The 21,212-nt window shown below is 59.0% G+C and carries 22 protein-coding genes; 10 read left to right on the forward strand and 12 right to left on the reverse strand.

The annotated features are described in order from the left end of the window. The first annotated feature begins 228 nt into the window (after nucleotides 1–228). On the forward strand, nucleotides 229–417 hold the full coding sequence (locus B0D71_RS28605; RefSeq protein WP_103397700.1) for a hypothetical protein: 189 nt from the start codon (nucleotides 229–231) through the stop codon (nucleotides 415–417). 60 nt (nucleotides 418–477) lie between these two features. Here B0D71_RS28605 and B0D71_RS28610 read toward each other — a convergent pair whose 3' ends face one another. From B0D71_RS28610 to cysM, 6 genes are all read right to left on the reverse strand, one after another. Continuing rightward, the gene (locus B0D71_RS28610; protein ID WP_103397701.1) at nucleotides 478–1,425 is read right to left on the reverse strand and encodes a hypothetical protein; all 948 of its coding nucleotides are present in this window, start codon (nucleotides 1,423–1,425) and stop codon (nucleotides 478–480) included. Nucleotides 1,426–1,608: 183 nt separating this feature from the next. Then, on the reverse strand, nucleotides 1,609–2,151 hold the full coding sequence (locus tag B0D71_RS28615; protein ID WP_103397702.1) for a DUF2058 domain-containing protein: 543 nt from the start codon (nucleotides 2,149–2,151) through the stop codon (nucleotides 1,609–1,611). A gap of 28 nt (nucleotides 2,152–2,179) precedes the next feature. Continuing rightward, nucleotides 2,180–3,013, reverse strand: a complete 834-nt coding sequence (gene mazG, locus B0D71_RS28620; protein ID WP_103397703.1) for a nucleoside triphosphate pyrophosphohydrolase — start codon at nucleotides 3,011–3,013, stop codon at nucleotides 2,180–2,182. Between the two features lie 138 nt (nucleotides 3,014–3,151). Beyond that, nucleotides 3,152–5,395 (reverse strand): GTP diphosphokinase, encoded by a 2,244-nt coding sequence (gene relA, locus B0D71_RS28625; RefSeq protein ID WP_103397704.1) that lies wholly within the window; start codon nucleotides 5,393–5,395, stop codon nucleotides 3,152–3,154. Nucleotides 5,396–5,517: 122 nt separating this feature from the next. Further along, on the reverse strand, nucleotides 5,518–6,870 hold the full coding sequence (rlmD, locus tag B0D71_RS28630) for a 23S rRNA (uracil(1939)-C(5))-methyltransferase RlmD (protein ID WP_103397705.1): 1,353 nt from the start codon (nucleotides 6,868–6,870) through the stop codon (nucleotides 5,518–5,520). Beyond that, the gene (gene cysM, locus B0D71_RS28635; protein WP_103397706.1) at nucleotides 6,870–7,772 is read right to left on the reverse strand and encodes a cysteine synthase CysM; all 903 of its coding nucleotides are present in this window, start codon (nucleotides 7,770–7,772) and stop codon (nucleotides 6,870–6,872) included. The genes rlmD and cysM overlap by 1 nt, the downstream gene beginning before the upstream one ends. 412 nt (nucleotides 7,773–8,184) lie before the next feature. Between cysM and B0D71_RS31325 the strand changes: the two genes are divergently transcribed. Next, nucleotides 8,185–8,565, forward strand: a complete 381-nt coding sequence (locus B0D71_RS31325; protein ID WP_133160965.1) for a hypothetical protein — start codon at nucleotides 8,185–8,187, stop codon at nucleotides 8,563–8,565. Between the two features lie 50 nt (nucleotides 8,566–8,615). On the opposite strand, the gene B0D71_RS28640 is transcribed toward B0D71_RS31325, so the two are convergent. The 3 genes from B0D71_RS28640 to B0D71_RS28650 form a co-directional block, all read right to left on the reverse strand. Further along, nucleotides 8,616–9,119 (reverse strand): hypothetical protein, encoded by a 504-nt coding sequence (locus B0D71_RS28640; protein WP_103397707.1) that lies wholly within the window; start codon nucleotides 9,117–9,119, stop codon nucleotides 8,616–8,618. A 131-nt stretch (nucleotides 9,120–9,250) separates the two neighbouring features. Next, a complete protein-coding gene (locus tag B0D71_RS28645; protein WP_103397708.1) occupies nucleotides 9,251–10,609 on the reverse strand; it encodes a sensor histidine kinase in 1,359 nt (452 codons plus the stop codon). After that, nucleotides 10,599–11,318: a response regulator transcription factor gene (locus B0D71_RS28650; protein WP_103397709.1), complete on the reverse strand. Its 720-nt coding sequence runs from the start codon at nucleotides 11,316–11,318 to the stop codon at nucleotides 10,599–10,601. Before B0D71_RS28650 ends, B0D71_RS28645 begins: the two co-directional genes overlap by 11 nt. A 215-nt stretch (nucleotides 11,319–11,533) precedes the next feature. On the opposite strand from B0D71_RS28650, the gene B0D71_RS28655 reads away from it, so the two are divergent. The 4 genes from B0D71_RS28655 (at nucleotide 11,534) to B0D71_RS28670 (ending at nucleotide 16,341) form a co-directional block, all read left to right on the forward strand. Further along, complete coding sequence (locus B0D71_RS28655; RefSeq protein ID WP_103397710.1) at nucleotides 11,534–14,287, forward strand: response regulator; 2,754 nt, start codon at nucleotides 11,534–11,536, stop codon at nucleotides 14,285–14,287. Between the two features lie 145 nt (nucleotides 14,288–14,432). After that, nucleotides 14,433–15,425: a 2-hydroxyacid dehydrogenase gene (locus tag B0D71_RS28660; protein WP_103397711.1), complete on the forward strand. Its 993-nt coding sequence runs from the start codon at nucleotides 14,433–14,435 to the stop codon at nucleotides 15,423–15,425. Between the two features lie 77 nt (nucleotides 15,426–15,502). Continuing rightward, nucleotides 15,503–15,937 (forward strand): hypothetical protein, encoded by a 435-nt coding sequence (locus B0D71_RS28665; RefSeq protein WP_103397712.1) that lies wholly within the window; start codon nucleotides 15,503–15,505, stop codon nucleotides 15,935–15,937. Continuing rightward, nucleotides 15,937–16,341 carry an META domain-containing protein gene (locus B0D71_RS28670; RefSeq protein WP_103397713.1) on the forward strand — a complete coding sequence of 135 codons (405 nt, stop codon included), beginning with the start codon at nucleotides 15,937–15,939 and terminating at the stop codon, nucleotides 16,339–16,341. Before B0D71_RS28665 ends, B0D71_RS28670 begins: the two co-directional genes overlap by 1 nt. A gap of 210 nt (nucleotides 16,342–16,551) precedes the next feature. Here the strand turns inward: B0D71_RS28670 and B0D71_RS28680 are convergent, their stop codons facing one another. After that, nucleotides 16,552–17,019 carry a TlpA disulfide reductase family protein gene (locus B0D71_RS28680; RefSeq protein WP_103397714.1) on the reverse strand — a complete coding sequence of 156 codons (468 nt, stop codon included), beginning with the start codon at nucleotides 17,017–17,019 and terminating at the stop codon, nucleotides 16,552–16,554. A gap of 114 nt (nucleotides 17,020–17,133) precedes the next feature. Here B0D71_RS28680 and arsC point away from each other — a divergent pair, with 114 nt between their 5' ends. The 3 genes from arsC to B0D71_RS28695 are packed head-to-tail and all read left to right on the forward strand — an operon-like array spanning nucleotide 17,134 to nucleotide 18,507. Next, nucleotides 17,134–17,487, forward strand: a complete 354-nt coding sequence (arsC, locus tag B0D71_RS28685) for an arsenate reductase (glutaredoxin) (RefSeq protein ID WP_103397715.1) — start codon at nucleotides 17,134–17,136, stop codon at nucleotides 17,485–17,487. Further along, on the forward strand, nucleotides 17,484–18,080 hold the full coding sequence (gene wrbA, locus B0D71_RS28690) for an NAD(P)H:quinone oxidoreductase (protein ID WP_008003645.1): 597 nt from the start codon (nucleotides 17,484–17,486) through the stop codon (nucleotides 18,078–18,080). The genes arsC and wrbA overlap by 4 nt, the downstream gene beginning before the upstream one ends. A 1-nt stretch (nucleotide 18,081) precedes the next feature. Then, entirely contained in the window at nucleotides 18,082–18,507 is a 426-nt protein-coding gene (locus tag B0D71_RS28695; RefSeq protein WP_103397716.1) for a DUF2069 domain-containing protein, read from the forward strand. Nucleotides 18,508–18,610: 103 nt separating this feature from the next. Here the strand turns inward: B0D71_RS28695 and B0D71_RS28700 are convergent, their stop codons facing one another. Together B0D71_RS28700 and ttcA are read right to left on the reverse strand one after the other, a co-directional pair. Continuing rightward, a complete protein-coding gene (locus tag B0D71_RS28700; protein WP_103397717.1) occupies nucleotides 18,611–19,285 on the reverse strand; it encodes a DNA-3-methyladenine glycosylase I in 675 nt (224 codons plus the stop codon). A 43-nt stretch (nucleotides 19,286–19,328) separates the two neighbouring features. Continuing rightward, nucleotides 19,329–20,153 carry a tRNA 2-thiocytidine(32) synthetase TtcA gene (gene ttcA, locus B0D71_RS28705; RefSeq protein ID WP_007988752.1) on the reverse strand — a complete coding sequence of 275 codons (825 nt, stop codon included), beginning with the start codon at nucleotides 20,151–20,153 and terminating at the stop codon, nucleotides 19,329–19,331. A 410-nt stretch (nucleotides 20,154–20,563) separates the two neighbouring features. On the opposite strand from ttcA, the gene B0D71_RS28715 reads away from it, so the two are divergent. After that, nucleotides 20,564–21,166 (forward strand): Yip1 family protein, encoded by a 603-nt coding sequence (locus B0D71_RS28715; RefSeq protein WP_103397719.1) that lies wholly within the window; start codon nucleotides 20,564–20,566, stop codon nucleotides 21,164–21,166. The last annotated feature ends 46 nt before the right edge of the window (nucleotides 21,167–21,212 follow it).

The raw sequence follows: 21,212 nt of genomic DNA on the forward strand, positions 1-21,212 counted from the left end.
TCCTACAGGTGGTGTTTTTGCTAGCTATTCCCCCCACCGAACATGAAACGTTTGTCATGAAACTCACGAGCCTGCGACCGAATGTCGCGTACTCCGTGGGCTCCAGGACTTTATTCAAATTTGCAAAAGTCTGTTTCCAAATCGAAGAGTTTACTTAGCAAGCTACCAAACTCTATAACAGAGGCCTGCACACGCCTTGCTGCAGATATCAGAGATTGGAGCTAGCAGATGACTGTAAAAGTAACTGAACGCGACGATTCACATAAATCCCATGAGGGTGTAGCCGCCGGTATCCGGATCTGGGACGTGCATCAACAAGACCTGCTGGTCGGGATGTTCCATTCCGAGACCGATGCGCAAAACTACAAGGCCGAACTGGAAACGCTCGAGCGCAAACGTGAACTCGTAACCGGTTGAACACAGAAGTCCATCACCGTGCAGCCTGCCCTTTTCCTGTCGGGCAGGCTGCAACCCACATCAGACAACTTCGATCAACGTCAAATGAAGGTCGTCCTCGATCGGCACCGAAGGGACACTATCAACAATCCAGCCCGCTTGAAGCCTGACCACCTCGACCTCCCCATCGCCCATTCCGTCATTGCGGATCGAAAACTGCAGCGATGACGGGTGACGCTTGGCGTAATCGAAACTCATGCCGCAAGCGATCAGGAAATCGATTTTTGCCTCGGTCAGTTCAACTTGAGTGTCGCGCTCGCCTTCTTTCAGACTGTAGTAATCCAGGCACAAGTTGATTCCAAAAGGGCAGCCACTAACGAGGCTATTGATAAACCTCCCTTCATAACCACCAAAATAACTGTGTTCGGCCCGCACGCTGCTGAGCTTCTTCACCCTAACTTCGATCTCCTCAGAAAGTTTGAACAACCAAAAGTCACCACCCGAAACAAGGTACTTGCCGAAATCGATGCCTGATACATGGCGCTTTGGCCACATCGACATCAATGGCATATCGACTTCATATTCTTTATTGGTGATCGCCAGCAAGTAATTAATAACATCATAATAACCCGACTCACCTTCTCCAACTTTGATGAGTGTCGCGCAGCTTCCCGCCAGCAATACGATCTTGCCGTAGCGCTCCACTGGCAGCTCAGTCATTAATAAGGCTATACACTCGGGCACCTTCTCCAGATAGGCAGAGTTCAACTCATGGAGTTCTTCTTCGCTGCGGACCTCGCGCCAGGGAATGTTCCAGAAGAACTCAGGCAGGGTAAAAAAAACACAAGCGGTTGCGCCATGATCCTCGCGAGCCGCTTTTGCAGCGGTCTTGATTTTTCGGCTTAAACGTTCAACACGAGCGACCAACTCATCGTTCAAATAATCGAGAATGGATTGATCGAGCGGTCGCGACTGTGAAAGCTGCGACTTGAAAGTTGGTTGACGTAACGAAGCGATACTTACAAGCATTTATTCCATCCCTATATACTAAAGTTCATTCCATTTGTTTTCCTCAGACAAAACACTCTTATAAAGATATTATTTTTGACAAAAGAAAACCCGAAAGATCGTATCGATACAATCATTCGGGTTCAATTCATAAATCATGCAAAGTACTAGCAAACATGTAAGCCCGCTAGAACATTGATTCGATTACCACATCAGATCATCAGGGATCTTATAGGCGGCGTACGGATCATCCTCGACACTCACTTCCTCGGTCTGCACATTCAACTGCACGATGCGTTGAGGATCGCGCTCCTGAATCTTCAGCGCCGCCTCGCGCGGAATCACTTCGTAACCGCCTGCGTGATGGACGATGGCCAGCGAACCGCTGCTGAGCTTGTTGCGCATCAGGGTGTTGACGGAGATACGCTTGACCTTCTTGTCGTCGACGAAGTTGTAATAATCCTCGGTCGTCAGTTTCGGCAGGCGCGAGACTTCGATCAGTTGCTTGACCTGCGCGGCACGGGCCTTGGCCTCAGCCTTTTCCTGCTGCTGGCGGTTGAGCTCCTGATCGCGCTTGACCTTCTCGGCCATGGCTTCCTGTGCCGCGCGCTGCTGGGAGTCATCCAGCTCGACCTGGCCTTTGTGGGCCAGGCGTTGTTGTTTCTGCTTGTCTTTGCTGACCTGCTTGGCCTGCTTCTGGTTGACCAGCCCTGCTTTGAGCAACTGGTCGCGAAGGGAAATGCTCATGGTGCTTATTACTCACTTAGGCCACTGCTCAACCGCAGCTGGGCAAATTTTTTTCCTGACGTTTGGCTTCGCCCCACAAGGCGTCCAATTCTTCGAGGGTGCAATCTTCCATGGGACGACGGGTGTCGCGCAATGCCTGTTCGATAAAACGAAAGCGTCGTTCAAACTTGCCGTTGGCGCCACGCAGTGCGGTTTCCGGATCAACCTTGAGATGCCGCGCCAGATTGACCACGGAAAACAGCAGATCGCCGATCTCGTCGGCCACGGCTTCGGAATCGTTTTCCGACATGGCTTCGAGCACTTCATCAAGCTCTTCACGGACTTTATCGAGCACCGGCAAGGCGTCCGGCCAGTCGAAACCGACCTGCCCTGCGCGCTTCTGCAATTTTGCCGAGCGGGATAGCGCCGGCAGTGCAGCCGGAACATCATCGAGCAATGACAGCTGTTCGGGGGCCGCGGATTTCTCCGCGCGCTCCTCGGCCTTGATCTCTTCCCAGCGCTGCTTGACCTGCTCTTCACTCAGGCGCGGAACATCCAGCGGTGCGTACAGATCACCGGTGGGGAACACGTGCGGATGTCGGCGAATCAACTTGCGGGTGATGCTGTCAACCACGCCAGCGAATTCGAAGCGCCCCTCTTCCCGGGCCAACTGGCTGTAATAAACCACCTGGAACAGCAGGTCGCCCAGTTCGCCCTGCACGTGATCGAAGTCACCGCGCTCGATGGCGTCGGCGACTTCATAAGCTTCCTCAAGGGTATGCGGGACGATGGTGGCCCAGGTTTGCTTGATGTCCCACGGGCAACCGTACTGCGGGTCGCGCAAGCGGTTCATCAGGTACAGTAAATCTTCAAGTGAATGCATCAATCTGTCTCTACTTGCTCTCTGTAGGAGCGAGCTTGCTCGCGATGGACGTTAACGATGACGCGTATTGTCTGAATGAACGCGTCGCCCTCAGGTTTTTCGCGAGCAAGCTCGCTCCTACGGTAAAGCCCGCTCGCCTCACGGCGTCCGGTTACGCCGGGTTTCGATAATGTTCGGCAACTGGGAAATCCGCCCCAGCAACCGCCCCAATGCATCCAGTCCCGGAATCTCGATGGTCAGGGACATCAGCGCGGTGTTGTCCTCCTTGTTCGAGCGGGTGTTGACCGCCAGCACGTTGATCCGTTCGTTGAGCAGCACTTGCGAGACGTCACGCAGTAAACCGGAACGGTCGTAGGCGCGGATGACGATGTCCACCGGATAGGTGAGCACCGGCACCGGGCCCCAGCTGACCTGGATGATTCGCTCAGGCTCGCGCCCGCCCAGTTGCAGCACCGAGGCGCAGTCCTGGCGGTGAATGCTCACGCCACGGCCCTGGGTGATGTAACCGACGATGGCATCGCCCGGCAACGGCTGGCAGCAGCCAGCCATCTGGGTCATCAGGTTGCCAACGCCCTGGATCTGGATATCGCCGCGCTTGCCCGGTTTGTAGCCGGTGGCTTTGCGCGGAATCAGTTCCAGCTGTTCGTTGCCGCGCTCCGGCTCGACCAGTTGCTGCGCCAGGTTGACCAGTTGCGCCAGGCGCAAATCGCCGGCACCGAGGGCGGCGAACAGGTCTTCGGCGGTTTTCATGTTGGCCTTGTCGGCCAGTTTTTCGAAGTCCACCGCCGGCAGGCCGAGGCGATTGAGTTCGCGCTCCAACAGCGTTTTACCGGCCGCGACGTTCTGGTCACGAGCCTGCAACTTGAACCAGTGAACGATCTTCGCCCGTGCCCGCGACGTGGTGACGTAACCCAGGTTCGGGTTCAGCCAGTCGCGGCTTGGGGTGCCGTGCTTGCTGGTGATGATCTCGACCTGTTCACCGGTTTGCAGGCTGTAGTTGAGCGGTACGATACGCCCGTTGATCTTGGCGCCACGGCAGTTGTGACCGATTTCGGTGTGTACGCGGTAAGCGAAGTCCAGCGGCGTCGCGCCCTTCGGCAAGTCGATGGCGTGACCGTCCGGGGTGAAGATGTACACCCGGTCCGGCTCGATATCGACCCGCAGCTGTTCCGCCAGGCCACCGATATCGCCCAGTTCCTCGTGCCACTCGAGGACCTGACGCAGCCAAGAGATTTTCTCTTCGTAGTGATTGGAGCCGGACTTGACGTCGGTGCCCTTGTAGCGCCAATGCGCGCACACGCCGAGTTCAGCTTCCTCGTGCATCGAGTGAGTGCGGATCTGTACTTCCAGCACCTTGCCCTCGGGACCGATCACAGCCGTGTGCAGCGAGCGGTAGCCGTTTTCCTTGGGGTTGGCGATGTAGTCGTCGAACTCTTTCGGGATGTGTCGCCACAAGGTGTGAACGATACCGAGCGCGGTGTAGCAATCGCGCATTTCCGGCACCAGCACGCGCACGGCACGCACGTCGTAGATCTGGCTGAACTCCAGACCCTTGCGCTGCATTTTGCGCCAGATCGAATAGATGTGTTTGGCCCGGCCACTGATGTCGGCATCGACGCCGGTGGCCTGCAATTCGTTTTTCAGCTGGCTCATCACGTCGCTGATAAAACGCTCGCGATCCAGTCGCCGCTCGTGGAGCAACTTGGCGATCTGCTTGTATTGGTCGGGTTCGAGGTAACGGAAGGACAAGTCCTCCAGTTCCCACTTGATGTGACCGATACCCAGGCGATGGGCCAGCGGCGCGTAGATGTCAAAGACTTCACGGGCGACGCGGTTGCGTTTTTCGTCGTCGGCGGTCTTCACCGCACGGATCGCGCACGTGCGTTCGGCCAACTTGATCAGGGCGACGCGAACGTCGTCGACCATGGCCACCAGCATCTTGCGCAGGTTTTCCACCTGGCCCTGGGTGCCCAGCACCAAGGATTTGCGCGGGCTCAGGCTGTCGCTGATCGCGGCCATGCGTTGCACGCCGTCGATGAGCTTGGCCACCACCGGACCGAAGCGCTGGCTGACCGCCGGCAACTTGATCTGGCCTTCGCGCACGCCTCGATACAGGATCGCGGCGACCAGTGAATCCTGATCGAGCTTGAGGTCGGCGAGAATCTCGGCGATCTCAAGGCCGGTGCGGAACGTGGAGTTCCCTTCCGACCATAGATTCTGTGCAGCATTGGCTTGCTGCTCAGCCTCACGAGCGTACTCGCAGGCCTCCTTCAAGGCTTCGCGATCCAGTGCCAGATCGACACTGACCGCATGATCGAGCCAAGCCTCGAGATTGATACTGCCGTCGGTGTTGATCGGCTGGTGTGCTCTCACCTGTACCATCTTGCTTACCTTCCCTACGACGCAGATTCAATGCGTCAAATCGCTGACCTTCGTTGCCCGTGCGCCCACGTCGGGCTGGTTGCGTGGCTGCACGAGCGGGCCAGTCGGACCAGACGAGCATCCTAGCTCGCTTCAAATAACGCCATGGCCTCGACATGTGCCGTTTGAGGAAACATATCGAGAATCCCGGCACGTTTTAACCGGTAGCCCTGCTTGATCAATTCGACCGTGTCGCGCGCCAGAGTTGCCGGGTTGCATGACACATACACCAACCGTTCGGCGCCAAGGGTCTTGAGCTTGCGCACGACCTCGAAAGCACCGTCACGCGGTGGGTCCAAGAGTACCGCACAAAAGCCTTCGGCGGCCCATTCGGCGTCCGTCAAAGGCTGGGATAAATCGGCCTGAAAAAACTTCGCGTTATGCAGATTGTTGCTAGCCGCATTCGCCGCTGCCCTATCGACCATCACCTGCACGCCTTCGACCGCCACCACTTCGCGAGCGGCCTTGGCCAACGGCAAGGCAAAGTTGCCCAGGCCACAGAATAGATCGAGTACGCGCTCATCCGCTGTCGGCTTCAACCAGTCCAGCGCCTGGGCGACCATCGCTTCGTTGACGCCAGCGTTGACCTGGATGAAATCCCCAGGTCGGTAGGCCAGTTCCAGGTCCCACTGCTCAAGACGATAGCCCAGCGACTGATCGGCCTCGACCGGTTGCGGTTCGCCGTCGCCATGCAGCCACAACTGAGCTTCATGGAACGCACAGAACTCCTTGAGGATCGTCAGGTCGGCGTCGGTCAACGGCGCCATGTGTCGCAGCAAAACCGCCAGCGTCGAGCCGCTGAACAACTCCACGTGCCCGAGTGCCTGGGGTTTGCTCAAGCGCCGCAGCATCTGCGGCAAGCGGGCCATGATCGGTTGCAAGGGCTGTACCAGCACCGGGCAGTCATCAATGCCGACGATGTCCTGGCTGCCGGCGGCACGAAAACCGACTTCGAGTTTTTTCGCCTTCATGTCCCAGCGCACCGCCACGCGGGCGCGCCGCCGGTAAGCGAACTCGGGGCCGCTCAATGGCGCCGCCCACTCTTCGGGTTCGACACCCGCTACCTTCGACAACTGCTCGGCGAGCATGCGCTGTTTCAGGGCGAGTTGTTCGTTATGAGGCAGATGCTGCACGCTGCAACCGCCGCAACGGCCGGCATGGGCGCACGGTGCGGGGCGGCGCAATTCGCTGGCCTTGAATACCCGTTCGGTGCGTGCATCGACCACTTTGCCGTGGGCACCGAGTACGCGCGCTTCAATCTCTTCACCGGCCAACGCACCGATGACGAACCAGGTCCGACCTTCGAAAAACGCGATGCCGCGACCGTCATTGGCCAGGCGCTCAATGGTCAGGCGCTGCTTTTTGCCGGTCGGGACTTGCGGGGCCTTGCTGCCGCCGGTGGGCTGGAAGCGCAGGCCTCTTTCATGTTTGGCCATCAGTTGGGCGCGTCGAAAATGCCGGTCGACAAGTAACGGTCGCCACGGTCGCAGATGATCGCGACGATCACCGCGTTTTCAACTTCTTCGGACAGGCGCAGCATTGCCGCCACGGCACCGCCGGAGGACACGCCACAGAAAATGCCTTCTTCGCGGGCCAGGCGACGGGTCACGTCCTCGGCTTCGCTTTGGGCCATGTCGACGATCCGGTCCACGCGGTCAGCCTGGTAGATCTTCGGCAGGTATTCCTGAGGCCAGCGGCGGATACCCGGGATAGCCGAACCTTCCATCGGTTGCAGGCCGATGATCTGCACGTTGTCGTTCTGCTCTTTCAAGTAGCGCGACACGCCCATGATGGTGCCGGTGGTGCCCATGGAGCTGACGAAATGGGTGATGGAGCCCTGGGTCTGGCGCCAGATTTCCGGGCCGGTGGTGGTGTAGTGCGCCTCGGGATTGTCGCCATTGGCGAACTGATCCAGCACCTTGCCGCGGCCTTCGGCTTCCATCTTCTGCGCGAGGTCACGGGCGCCTTCCATGCCTTGTTCCTGGCTGACCAGGATCAGCTCGGCGCCATAGGCGGTCATGGCCGCCTTACGCTCGGCGCTGGAGTTGTCCGGCATGATCAGGATCATCTTGTAACCCTTGATCGCGGCGGCCATGGCCAGGGCGATCCCGGTGTTGCCCGAGGTCGCTTCGATCAGCGTATCGCCGGCATGAATCTGCCCGCGCAGTTCGGCGCGGGTGATCATCGACAGCGCCGGACGGTCCTTGACCGAACCCGCCGGGTTATTCCCTTCGAGCTTGAGCAAAAGGGTGTTGCTGGTGGCGCCGGGCAGGCGCTGCAAACGGACCAGCGGAGTGTTGCCGACGCAATCGGCGATGGTTGGGTACTGCAAGGTCATGGCGTATTCGCAATCCAGACTGCGGGGGCGCCTATCATACCGGCAAACCTCGCAAGGCCATATCACGCAAAGTGTGGTGCTTATGGTTTATGGGAATAAGGGCGGATTCGGCGATGCATGGGAGGGTCTGGTCGCAGTCTTCCGGCCCATCCTGAAAAACGCAGAGTAAGAAATCGCTGTCAGAAAATGCAACTTTCTGTAGGAAAAAAGAATGCACTCATCGGAAACCTCCCGCACCTTGCAACGGCATGCATGAACTAGTGCGCGTCAGAAGCAGCAGATAATCTTTTTCAATGTTCAGTCAAACAAGACGTCCGACTGTTCATAGGGTGCCGGGCAAGCGAAAACTCGCTTGCGATGCTCACACCTTAAATTTTTTGCCAAGCCGGATTTATCTCAAGGAAGAAAACCAATGAAAACTTTACTCGCCCTACCCTTTGCCGCGCTGATGATTGCGAGCGGACAAGTCTCTGCTGCATGTGTTTACATTCAGAATACCTATAGCGGAATCCTGCCTGCCAACTCGGAAGTTATCGTTCAGGGCCCCTTCACCATCACTGGCGCAAACGGATGCCGAAAAGCAAATATCACCTCTACTATTACGGCCTTAGGAGTGGGTACTCCGCCGAGCCAATTCATTGACAAACTGAATGGTTCAACCTGGACTCAGGTCGATGGAGGTAATAGAAGTAATGCGTCGACTCTTGGTGAGCAGGGCAGTTACAGGGTTCGCCTGAAAAATGACCAAAACGTAGCCAGAGGGTATTCCGGCACTACACGTTATGGCCGCTAAATAGGTGGTCTGCCGGTGCACGCGGAATTCATCATCGTGCACCGGTCTAATCAGGCCTCAATGTTGACGGCCAGGTGATTCTGAGTGGTGTTTGCAAAAAAAGACAGTGCACCCAGTACATGATTTACGCGTACCAAGGCACGCGTTATCTCATGAAACATCGACGCAGATTCCGACCTGCCAATTGCCTGCCTTTCTTCCAGTCGCTGATTGAACATCGCAATCGCATTAAATTTCACGTCTGTCTCAGCTTTATGGCCAAACTCATCAAACGCCATATTGCCCAAAGAAAGGAAATCGTACATATAAATATCGATCAAGCCATCGTGATAGAGCGACTGCCCAATCTTCGTCAGCTCATTTGTACTGACAGATGTAAAATCGTAGCCCCGCAACGAATCTTTCAACTCACCCAATGAAGATTCGTCAAACAATTCCAGCACAACAACAGCATCTTCGGCATTCTTCTTTGTATAGCTATTGGTGGTCTCAAGAGGGTTCTTGACGACGTAGGCATCTGTTTTCATCGACAACGCCGGAAAATCAACATTCATCAAACATCTCCTTAGCTTTTTATTCTCAAGTTAGATATCGCCATTAAACTTTAAAGCTTGAGAACTTTACTCACTGAACGCTCCGCGAAGATGTTGCGAATCAATTCAAAACAAAATCTGAACATCGCCGCTTAAGCCGGCGACGTATGAACCAACAACCGCATATTCAGCCGCAACCCGGTCCCGGTGTTCTGCGCCCAAAGCTGTCCACCCTGACGCTGCACCGCATTGCGGGCGATGCTCAAGCCCAGGCCGAATCCGCCATCCCCCGGCCTTGAACCGTCGAGACGGGTAAACGGCAGGAAGATCCGCTCAAGATCAGCTTCCGCCACACCGCCGCCCTGGTCCTCCAGCCACAGATGCCAGTATTTGCCTTCGCGCTGGCCGCCAAGGTGGACCACACCGCCCTCGGGCGAATGCCGAATCGCATTACGCAGAATGTTTTCCAGTGCCTGGGCCAGGGTGTTGAGGTGTCCTCGAACCCAGCAGGATGCATCCACCGTGCATTGCAACTGAGTGTCGGGCCAGCCACTTTCATAGCAGGCATTTTCCGTAAGCATCTCCCACAGGGCCTGGATCTGGATCGCTTCGTCGGGTAATCGGGTGCGCTCGGTGTCCAGCCATGCCAGTTGCAGTGTGTCTTCCACCAGGCGCTGCATGCCATCGACCTCACGACCAATGCGCTCGCGCAATGGCTCCAGCCCCTGCTCGCTTTCACTGGCCACCCGCAGGCGGCTCAACGGCGTACGCAGCTCGTGGGACAAGTCGCGCAGCAGTTGCTGCTGCAAGGCCACGGTGCTTTGCAGGCGTTCCGACATGTGATCGAACGCCCGGCCCAATTCACCCAACTCATCCGATCGATTGGTGGTTCGGGTCGACAGCCGCACGTTAAGTTGATCGGCACGCCAGGCATTGGCCTGCGCGCGCAAGTGGTTGAGTGGCACCACCAACAGGCGATACAGCCCGACGCACAACAGCAAGGTGAACAAGCCCGGAATCACGCCGTTGGTGATCACCCGCCAGAACAACCGGTAATGCCCAGGAACAAAGCGCTGGGGCAGTTCGATCACCAGGCTGCCGGCTGAAGGGTCGCCGGGAAAGGGAATGCGCATCCAGGGCCGGCCTTTCTTGTGAATCGGCCAATCGAGGCCGCGCAAAAAAGTCAGGCGTTCGACTTCCTTGTCCGTCAGCGATTGGTTGCTCAAGGATTGCAAATCACCGCCGATGACACCGACCCAGCCGTTTTCCCGCTGATACATGCCTTGCAGCCAGTCATCGATACCCGCGCTCTGGCGCTGCTGCCACGCCTGTTCGGCTTCGGCAGCATAGCGCGTCAGGGTGCCGCGGGCCTCATCGGAGAGGAACTGGTTGCGCTGCTCCATGTAGCGCCCCCAAGACCAGCTCAACCAAATCATCAGCAGACAGAAAGCGACCAATAGACAAGCCAGTTTCCAGAACAGCGAATGCCTGCCCGGCAATTTACATTTCATCGGCGGCGCTCAGGATGTAACCCTTGCCCCATACCGTGCGCACTTCGCGCTCGGTGTAGCCAATGGCCTTGAGCTTGCGGCGGATCTGGCTGATGTGCATGTCCAGGCTGCGGTCATGGGCCGCGTATCCGCGCTGCAACACCTGTTGATAAAGGAAGGCTTTGCTCAATACCTCGTCGGCGCTACGGTGCAGCGTTTCCAGCAACCGATACTCGCTGCGGGTCAGGCCGCCGGCCTGTTCGCCATAAAAGACCTCGAAGCTTTCATCGTCGAAGCGCAGGCTGTCCATCGAAGGGACAGGCACTGTCGGTACCGGCCGGCGGTCGAGTGCCACCCGCCGCAGAATGGCTTCGATACGCACCCGCAACTCCACCATGCTGAAGGGCTTTGGCAGGTAATCGTCGGCCCCCAGGCGAAAGCCGCTGATGCGGTCGGCCTCGGCACCGAGGGCCGACATCAGCAACACCGGGGTGGAGTGGCTCTGGCGCAATTGGGTCAGTACCGCCAGACCGTCCAAGCCCGGCAGCAGAATATCCATCAGCACCACGTCGAAAGATTGCCGCCGGGCAATGTCCAGGCCTTCCTGACCGTTCTGGCACCAGGTCACATGGAAGCCGCTGCGGTCCAGGTGCTCATGAACGTAGGCGCCGAGCACAAGATCGTCTTCGATGGACAGGATTCGGGGGAGGCCAGCAGTGATGGGAGTCATGGCTATCTGCAAATAATTCTCAGTTGAGCGATTATTCAAGATTGCCTCGCCTGGGGCAACCCACAGCTTGGCTGTATCGCCAATGAGCCGTCCGGGCCGACGAATGACAGCACCATTTTTACGAAGATTGCCCGCGAGCAAATCGCTACACTGCGCAAGGGGTGCAAGGCGGATGCATGTGCCGGTCTATAAATAGCGGGATGCAGGAGAGATGCGTGCTCAAGAAACTGGGAATCAAAGGCCGCGTGCTGTTGCTGACCCTGTTGCCAACCAGCCTGATGGCGTTGGTGCTGGGGGGTTATTTTACCTGGATGCAACAGGCTGACCTGCAGACCCAACTCATGCAGCGCGGCGAAATGATCGCCGAACAGTTGGCTCCCCTGGCGGCACCAGCCATGGGCCATCAGGACAACGAACTGCTCGAACGCATCGCCACCCAGGCCCTGGAGCAAACCGACGTACGGGCCGTGACCTTCCTGGCTTCCGACCGCACGCTGCTGGCCCACGCCGGCCCGACCATGCTCAACCAGACACCCTCCGGCAGCGGCACACAGATGCTGCGCCGCAGCGGCAGCGATGCGACCCGCTATCTGCTGCCGGTATTCGGCAAGCACCGCGACCTCGCCGGCGACGTGATCCCCGAAGAAGCCGACCGCCTGCTGGGCTGGGTCGAACTTGAACTGTCCCATAACAGCATGCTGTTGCGCGGTTATCGCAGCCTGTTCGCCAGCCTGATGTTGATCGCAGGGGGACTGATCGGTGCGGCACTGCTGGCCCTGCGCATGGGTCGCACGATCAATCAGCCGTTAAGCCAGATCAAGCAGGCCGTGGCTCAGCTCAAGGACGGTCATCTGGAAACCCGCTTGCCGCCCCTCGGCAGTCAAGAGCTGGATGAGCTGGCCTCCGGCATCAACCGCATGGCCGGCACCCTGCAAAATGCGCAGGAAGAATTGCAGCACAGCATCGACCAGGCCACCGAAGACGTACGCCAGAACCTGGAAACCATCGAGATCCAGAACATCGAGCTGGACCTGGCGCGCAAGGAGGCCCTGGAAGCGAGCCGGATCAAGTCCGAATTCCTGGCCAACATGAGTCATGAAATCCGCACGCCGCTCAACGGTATTCTCGGCTTCACCCACCTGTTGCAAAAAAGCGAGCTCACCCCGCGCCAGCTCGACTACCTGGGCACCATCGAAAAGTCCGCCGACAGCCTTCTGGGCATCATCAACGAGATTCTCGACTTCTCGAAAATCGAGGCCGGCAAGCTGGTGCTCGACCATATTCCATTCAACCTGCGCGACCTGCTGCAGGACACCCTGACCATCCTCGCCCCCGCCGCCCACGCCAAGCACCTGGAGCTGGTGAGCCTGGTGTACCGAGATACACCGCTGTCACTGGTGGGCGACCCGCTGCGGCTCAAGCAGATCCTGACGAACCTGGTGAGCAACGCGATCAAGTTCACCCGCGAAGGCACCATCGTCGCCCGCGCCATGCTCGAAGAAGAACACGAAGACACCGTGCAGTTGCGCATCAGCATTCAGGACACCGGCATCGGGCTGTCGAACCAGGACGTGCGCGCCCTGTTCCAGGCCTTCAGCCAGGCCGACAACTCGCTGTCGCGGCAACCCGGCGGCACTGGCCTGGGCCTGGTGATTTCCAAGCGCCTGATCGAACAGATGGGCGGCGAAATCGGCGTCGACAGCACGCCGGGGGAAGGGTCGGAATTCTGGATCAGCCTGAGCCTGCCGAAAACCCGCGACGATGCCGAAGACCTGCCCGCCGCGCCTTTGCTCGGGCGCCGGGTGGCTGTGCTGGAAAACCACGAGCTGGCGCGGCAGGCGCTGCAGCATCAACTGGAAGACTGCGGCCTCAGCACCACGCCGTTCAACACCCTTGAAAGCCTGACCAATGGCGTCACCGCCGCCCACCAGACCGATCAGGCAATCGACCTCGCCGTGCTCGGCATCACCAGCAACGACATGCCACCGGAACGCCTCAACCAGCACATCTGGGACCTCGAGCATCTTGGCTGCAAAGTGCTGGTGCTGTGCCCGACCACGGAGCAGACGCTGTTCCATCTTTCCGTGCCCAACCCCCACAGTCAGCTCCAGGCGAAACCGGCCTGCACCCGCAAGCTGCGACGCTCCCTGTCTGACCTGGTCAACCCGCGACCGATGCGCAATGAGCCGGGCGAGCCGTTGTCCAGCCGTGCCCCGAAGGTGCTATGCGTCGACGACAATCCGGCCAACCTGATGCTGGTGCAGACCCTGCTCGAAGACATGGGCGCCAAGGTGCTCGCGGTGGAAAGCGGTTATGCCGCCGTCAAGGCGGTGCAGAACGAGACATTCGATCTGGTGTTGATGGACGTGCAGATGCCCGGCATGGACGGCTGCCAGAGCACCGAGGCGATCCGCCAGTGGGAAAGCGAACGACATAGCACGCCTTTGCCGATCGTGGCCCTCACCGCCCACGCCATGGCCAACGAAAAGCGCGCGCTGCTGCAAAGCGGCATGGATGACTACCTGACCAAACCAATCAGCGAACGACAATTGGCCCAGGTGGTGCTGAAGTGGAGCGGCCTGGCGCTGCGCAACCATAGCCCGGAGCGCTCCGGCGATGGGCATGCGGGTGCCCATGACCTGTTGGTACTCGACCACGAGGAAGGATTGCGTCTGGCCGCCGGCAAGGCTGATCTGGCGGCGGACATGCTGGCGATGCTGCTCGCGTCCCTGGAAGCAGATCGCGAAGCCATTCGCCTCGCTCAGCAAAGCAACGACCACAACGCCCTGATCGAACGAGTCCATCGCCTGCATGGCGCGACACGCTACTGCGGCGTACCGCAATTGCGTGCGGCCTGCCAACGCAGCGAAACGCTGCTCAAGCAACAGGATCCGAAAGCGAGCATGGCACTGGACGAGCTCGACCGGGCGATCAATCGCCTGGCAGCCCACGCGCGCATGAATGCTTGATGCTGCGCAATCGTGCAAATCAAACATCAGCGCAAACTCTGTAGGAGCCGGCTTGCCGGCGATGACGGCCTCAAAATCTACGTAGCCCTTGAGGCCGCCATCGCTGGCAAGCCAGCTCCTACAGAAATGGGACAAAGAGGAAATCATGCGTACGATTCTTTTCAGCAGCCAGAACTACGACCGCGACAGTTTTCTCGCGGCCGGGCAACCGGCCGGCATCGAGTTGGACTTTCAGCCTGCGCGCCTGAGCCTCGACACGGTAGCGCTCGCCCAGGGGTATGAAGCGGTCTGCGCGTTCATCAATGATGACCTCGGCGCGGCGGTGCTCGAACGCCTGGCCGCTGGAGGCACACGCCTGATCGCCCTGCGCTCGGCCGGTTACAACCACGTCGACTTGCCGACGGCAAAGCGCCTGGGGCTGGACATCGTGCGTGTCCCGGCCTATTCGCCCCACGCCGTCGCCGAACATGCAGTAGCGTTGATCCTCGCACTGAATCGCCGCTTGCATCGAGCCTATAACCGCACCCGCGAAGGCGACTTCAGACTGCAAGGGCTGACCGGTTTCGACCTGGTGGGCAAGACCGTCGGCGTGGTCGGCACCGGGCAGATCGGTGCCACCTTCGCCAAAATCATGAACGGTTTTGGCTGCCGGTTGCTGGCCTACGACCCCTACCCCAACCCAGAAGTCGAAGCCCTCGGCGCGCGTTACCTGAGCCTGCCGCAACTGCTGGCCGAATCGCAGATCATCAGCCTGCACTGCCCGCTCAACGAGCAGAGCAAGCACTTGATCAACCGCCAATCACTGGCGCACATGCAACCGGGCGCGATGCTGATCAATACGGGGCGTGGCGGCCTGGTGGACACCCCGGCGCTGATCGACGCATTGAAAGACGGTCGCCTGGGCTACCTGGGGCTGGATGTGTACGAAGAAGAGGCGCAGCTGTTCTTCGAGGACCGCTCCGACCTGCCGCTGCAAGACGATGTATTGGCACGACTGCTGACCTTCCCCAACGTGATCATCACCGCGCACCAGGCCTTTCTGACCCACGAAGCGCTGGACGCGATTGCCGCCACCACGTTGCGTAACATCACCGTTTGGACGGCGGGCACACCGGAAAATCTGGTAACGGGAGACTGAAACGGATCGAAGGTCATCTGCCTGCGCGATGCGGTGTGCAAGCCCGTGCTAGCATATCGCGCATATTTGGAGGACCCATGGTCGAACACGATTTCCGCTACAGCCTGATGAACCCGCAACACACCCTCACTGAATGCCGCGCCCTGGTGCCGGGGCGCTATCAAGTCACCGGCAACGGTGGTTCGATTCGCAACAACGACGTGCTGGTCGTGACTCTCAAGGGCGCCAAGGACTTGTCCATGCGCCTGTCCGTCGAAACGGTTCGCCACCTGATAAACCCGCCCGGCCAATGGGTCGCGGTGGCCAGTGGTCCGGTGTTCGGCGAACTGGCGATCCACACCTGGCAGGTGAACTGCGACAGCTGCGCCAAAGAGCTGAGTTTCGAGTTCGCCGTCGACGCCAAGCTGGGCAACAAGGCCGAAAAGCCAGCCGCCACCGCGCGGATTACCGAGCTGGGCTGGACCACCGTTGGCGAGAAACACCTGTGCCCGAAATGCCAGGAGCCTGCGTGATGAAACGCCTTGCTCTGACCGCTATGGTCGGCGCCAGCCTGCTGGGCTGCGCCGCCGAGCCGGTGCAACTTGAACACAATCGCAGCTACATACTGGAATGGATCGGCGAGCGGCCGTTGATGGACTACAGCCACCTGACCATCACCCTCGGCGAAGATGGCCGGGCCTATGGCAATGGCGGCTGCAACCACTGGTTCGCACCGTACACCCTGGATGGCGACAAACTGACCTTCGGCAAAGTCGGTAGCACCCGCAAACTGTGCGCGCCGGCGCTGATGGAACAGGAAAAACGTTTCCTTCAGGCCCTGGAAAACGTCCAGCGCTGGGACGTCTCCCCGATCGAGCAGATCCGCTTCTGGCCTGCCGAAGGCAAGCCGCTGCGTTGGTGGCTTGAGGAAGGTTGATCCCCCCTGGGCACCCCGAGAAACCTGTGGCTAGAGAGCTTTTGTGGCGAGGGGGCTTGCCCCCGTTCGACTGCGTAGCAGTCGCAAAACTGTTCTGCACAGTTCAACTGACGAAAAGAGGCGACTGGGTTTAGGGCTGCTTCGCAGCCCAGCGGGGGCAAGCCCCCTCGCCACAAAAAGCCCCTGACCACAGTGAAATCGATCACCTGATCAGTTTTTCGCCTGCAACGCCTCAAGCTTCGCCATCACCCCCGCAGCCGTCTGTTCCCCCATCAACTGCTCACGCACCTTACCCTTGTTATCGATGATGTACGTCACCGGCAGCGCCTCGCTGCGCGGCAGTTCGAACAACTCGGAAGGGTCCTGCGCCAGCACCGTGAACCTGATCCCCAGTTTCTCGCTCGCGCCCTTCAGCTCTTGCCCCTGGACGTTGTCGAAGTTGACCCCGAACACACCTATTTTCTTGTCCTTAAGCTGCTCGGCCAGGGCGTTCAGCTCCGGAATTTCGGTGCGGCAAGGCCCGCACCACTCCGCCCAATAGTTGAGCACCAGCCATTTGCCATCCAGGCGGTCAGCGGCGATTTTATGACCGTCCTGGTCGATGCCATAGTCATTCCCGCAGCCCCCCAGCATCAACGTTCCGATGATCGCCAATGCTGCTGCCAGTCGCCTTGTCATGTCGTGTTCCTTGTCAAAAATTGAATGCGCCTGCGACCCATCGCCTCTCACGGTTCTGGATTGCGCGCTGCACAGTTAGAATAGCCGCCACCTTACGCAAGATGCGACCCGCTCATGACCGATCTGACGCTTTATCACAACCCGCGCTGCTCGAAATCCCGCGGTGCGCTCGAACTGCTTGAAGCCCGTGGCCTCACCCCGACCGTGGTCCGTTACCTGGAAACCCCGCTGGACGCCGCGCAAATCCAGAGCCTGCTGGGCAAACTCGGGATCAGCGCCCGGCAATTGCTGCGTACCGGCGAGGACGAGTACAAGACCCTCGACCTGACCGACAACAGCCTGAGCGAAGCACAATTGATCGCTGCCATCGCCGCCCACCCGAAACTGATGGAACGCCCGATTCTCGAAGTCGGCGACAAAGCCATCATCGGCCGTCCACCGGAGCAGATCCTGGAACTGTTGCCATGAGTGCACCGTACATTCTGGTTCTGTATTACAGCCGCAGCGGCTCGACCAACGAAATGGCTCGGCAGATTGCCCGTGGCGTTGAACAGGCCGGGCTTGAAGCGCGCCTGCGCACGGTGCCGGCGATTTCCACCGAGTGCGAAGCCGTGTCGCCGGAGATTCCGGACGAAGGCGCGCTCTACGCCAGCCTCGACGACCTGAAAAACTGCGCCGGCCTGGCACTCGGCAGCCCGACCCGCTTCGGCAATATGGCAGCCCCCCTGAAGTATTTCCTCGATGGCACCAGCAACCTGTGGCTGACCGGCGCCCTGGTGGGCAAGCCGGCGGGTGTGTTCACCTCTACGGCGAGCCTGCACGGCGGCCAGGAGACCACCCTGCTGTCGATGATGCTGCCGTTGTTGCACCACGGCATGCTGATCACCGGCCTGCCCTACAGCGAATCGGCCCTGCTGGAAACCCAGGGCGGCGGCACGCCCTACGGCGCCAGCCACCATGCCGGTGCTGACGGCAAAAGCGGCCTGGATACTCATGAAGTGGCATTGTGCCGCGCCCTGGGCATGCGCCTGGCGAAGACTGCGCAGAAACTGGAGAGCTGAGGTGGCCAAGAAGCCGAAGATTCTACCCGCCCTCGAATGGCTCGAACCGCGGGTACGGGCCATGCGTGTCATCAGCCTGCTGTGCTTTTTGGGGCTTGTGGGCCTGCTTTGTATCTACTACCTGCTGGTCGCCGACCTGCACGGCGCCCGGCCATGGGTGATTCTGCTGATCGAGCTGGTGCCGCTGCTGATATTGGCGCCGGGAATGATCGTCGGCAGCCCGCGCGGGCATTCGTGGATGTGCTTTGTGGTGAACCTGTATTTCATCAAGGGCGCATTGGCGGCCTATGACCCGAACCGGCAGATCTTCGGTTTGCTGGAGATGGGCGCGAGCCTGGCGGTGTTCTGCTCGGCGCTGTTGTATGTACGCTGGCGCTATCAGTTGAACCGTAAGCTGGCTGGCGAAGGCGAGATTTCCGTCGCCTGATCGGGCCTCATCGCTGCGATGCGGCGACCCGACAAGCCAGCTCCTACAGGGTTTGCGGTAAACTTGTAGGAGCTGGCTTGCCAGCGATAGGCGCAACCCGGTCTCAATGGTTGACGGTGTAAGCCAGCATCATAGAAATTTGGCTCATCGGCCGCCCGCCACTTTCTTCATGCCACTGATTGAACACGTCCTGCACCAACGCCAGATCGCGCAGACTGCTCGGCACCTTGTCGATGATGTCCTGCGCATTCAACGCCGCCACCACGTCATAGCTCGGCACAAAGGTGTCCTTGCCGATCATCCGCAAGAAACGCGGGGCGGACAGCCCGCCCAACTGATGTCCGCGCTTTTTCAGGAAGGTCCAGAGTCCGACGATATCAGTCACTGGCCAATCGGCGATCAGTGCGCCGAAACTGCCCTTTTCATGGGCCACGTCCAGTATGAACTGCGCATTGCGCGGCACGCTCTTGAGCTTGCCCAGGTGGCGGATGATCCGCGTGTCCTGCATCAGTCGCTCAAGGTGCTCAGCGCTCATCAGCACGACTTTTTCCGGGTCGAACTTGAAGAAGACTTCTTCGAAGGCCGGCCACTTGGCATCCACAAGGCTGTGCTTGAGCCCGGCGCGAAATACCCGTAGCGCCATCATCGAGAGGTAGCGATCGTCGCTGATCTTGCGCAGTTGCGCGGGAGTCTCGGGAACAGGCAGATGGGCTTCCAGTTCAGCCGCCGAACCAAAACGGTTCAAGCAGTATTCGTTCAGCCACTTGTAGTCGCGCATGCCCTCTCCTGAGGAATGAAACAATATTCAAATGTGGTTTTAATCAGAGGTTGACCACGTTGACGAAGCGCGAAGCGGCGGACTCGTCGATCTTCAGGCTGGTGAAGTCGAACAGGTTGCGATCCGCCAATTGCGACGGGATCACGTTCTGCAGGCTGCGGAAGATACTCTCGGTACGACCCGGGGTCTTGCGCTCCCAATCCAGTAGCATTTCCTTGACCACCTGACGTTGCAGGTTTTCCTGGGAACCACAGAGGTTGCACGGAATGATCGGGAATTGCTTGAGGTCTGAGTAGGCCTGGATGTCTTTTTCGTTGCAGTAGGCCAGCGGGCGGATCACCACGTTACGCCCATCATCGGCGCGCAGCTTCGGTGGCATGGCCTTGAGCGAACCGTTGAAGAACATGTTCAGGAAGAACGTCTCGACGATGTCGTCGCGGTGATGACCGAGGGCCATCTTGGTCGCGCCGATTTCGTCGGCGAAGGTGTAGAGCGTGCCGCGACGCAGGCGCGAGCACAGCGAGCAAGTGGTCTTGCCTTCCGGAATCAGTTCCTTGACCACCGAGTAAGTATCTTTCTCGACGATGTGGTACTCGATGCCCAGCTCCTTGAGGTAGGCCGGCAGTACGTGCTCCGGGAAACCCGGCTGCTTCTGGTCCATGTTCACAGCCACGATCTCGAATTTGATCGGCGCGACCTTCTGCAAGTGCATCAGCACATCGAGCATGGTGTAGCTGTCCTTGCCACCGGACAGGCAGACCATGACCTTGTCGCCGTCTTCAATCATGTTGAAATCGGCAACCGCCTCACCGGCCTGTCGGCGAAGGCGCTTTTGCAGTTTGTTCTGGTTGACCGTGAGAGTGCCCATGACGCGAAATCCGTGAGGTGTGACGAAAGGCGGGCATTTTACGCAAATTCTTTGCTCTTGTGGCGAGGGGGCTTGCCCCCGTTCGGCTGCGCAGCAGCCGCAAATAAGACACCGCGGTGGACCTGTCTAACCAGGTTGTCTGTATTTAGGGCCACTTCGTGGCCCAACGGGGGCAAGCCCCCTCGCCACAGAAAGCTTCCCCATCATCAATTGCCCTACAGACCCGACGGCGATTAACAGCTGTGTTTACAGCGCGATTTGCTCTAAAGCCCCTACTCCTTATGGGGAAACTCCTCCCTATACTGCGACATAAGGTCGCATACGAATTTCAGACCTGTGACTTGCTTGGCCGCATTGGCCCGTAGGCGCTCCACTGGGGGGCGACGGTAAAGACAAGAGGAGTGACTGCCATGATCCATCACGTAGTGGGGCTCTTCACCCACCCTGACCAAGAATGGAAAGAAATCCGTGGCGACCAGGAGGAAAGCATCAGCCACATGTACCTGACCCACACCCTGATCCTGGCGGCGATTCCCGCGGTGTCTGCCTTTATTGGCACCACGCAGGTCGGCTGGGTCATCGGCAATCGGCCTCCCGTGATGCTGACCGTAGAAAGCGCGATCTGGATGACGGTCATGTCGTACCTGGCGATGCTCGGGGGTGTAGCGGTCATGGGCGCATTCATCCACTGGATGGCCCGCACCTATGACGCCAACCCAAGTCTCGCCCGCTGCATTGCGTTTGCAACCTACACCGCTACACCGCTGTTCATTGGCGGCCTCGCCGCCTTGTACCCACACTTGTGGCTGGGAATGATCATCGGCACCGCAGCCATCTGCTACACGGTGTACTTGTTGTATGTGGGCTTACCAACATTCATGAACATTCCATCTGACGAGGGCTTCCTGTTTTCAAGTTCGGTGCTCGCCGTAGGCCTGGTGGTGCTGGTCGCCATCATGGCGTTCACTGTGATTGTCTGGGGACTCGGCGTGGGCCCGGTCTACACCAGTTAGTCGCTCATCACTGAAAATCTGAACTGCCGACAAGGGCCGCCGCAAG

Source organism: Pseudomonas laurylsulfativorans, from assembly GCF_002906155.1.
GTDB classification, from domain to species: domain Bacteria; phylum Pseudomonadota; class Gammaproteobacteria; order Pseudomonadales; family Pseudomonadaceae; genus Aquipseudomonas; species Aquipseudomonas laurylsulfativorans.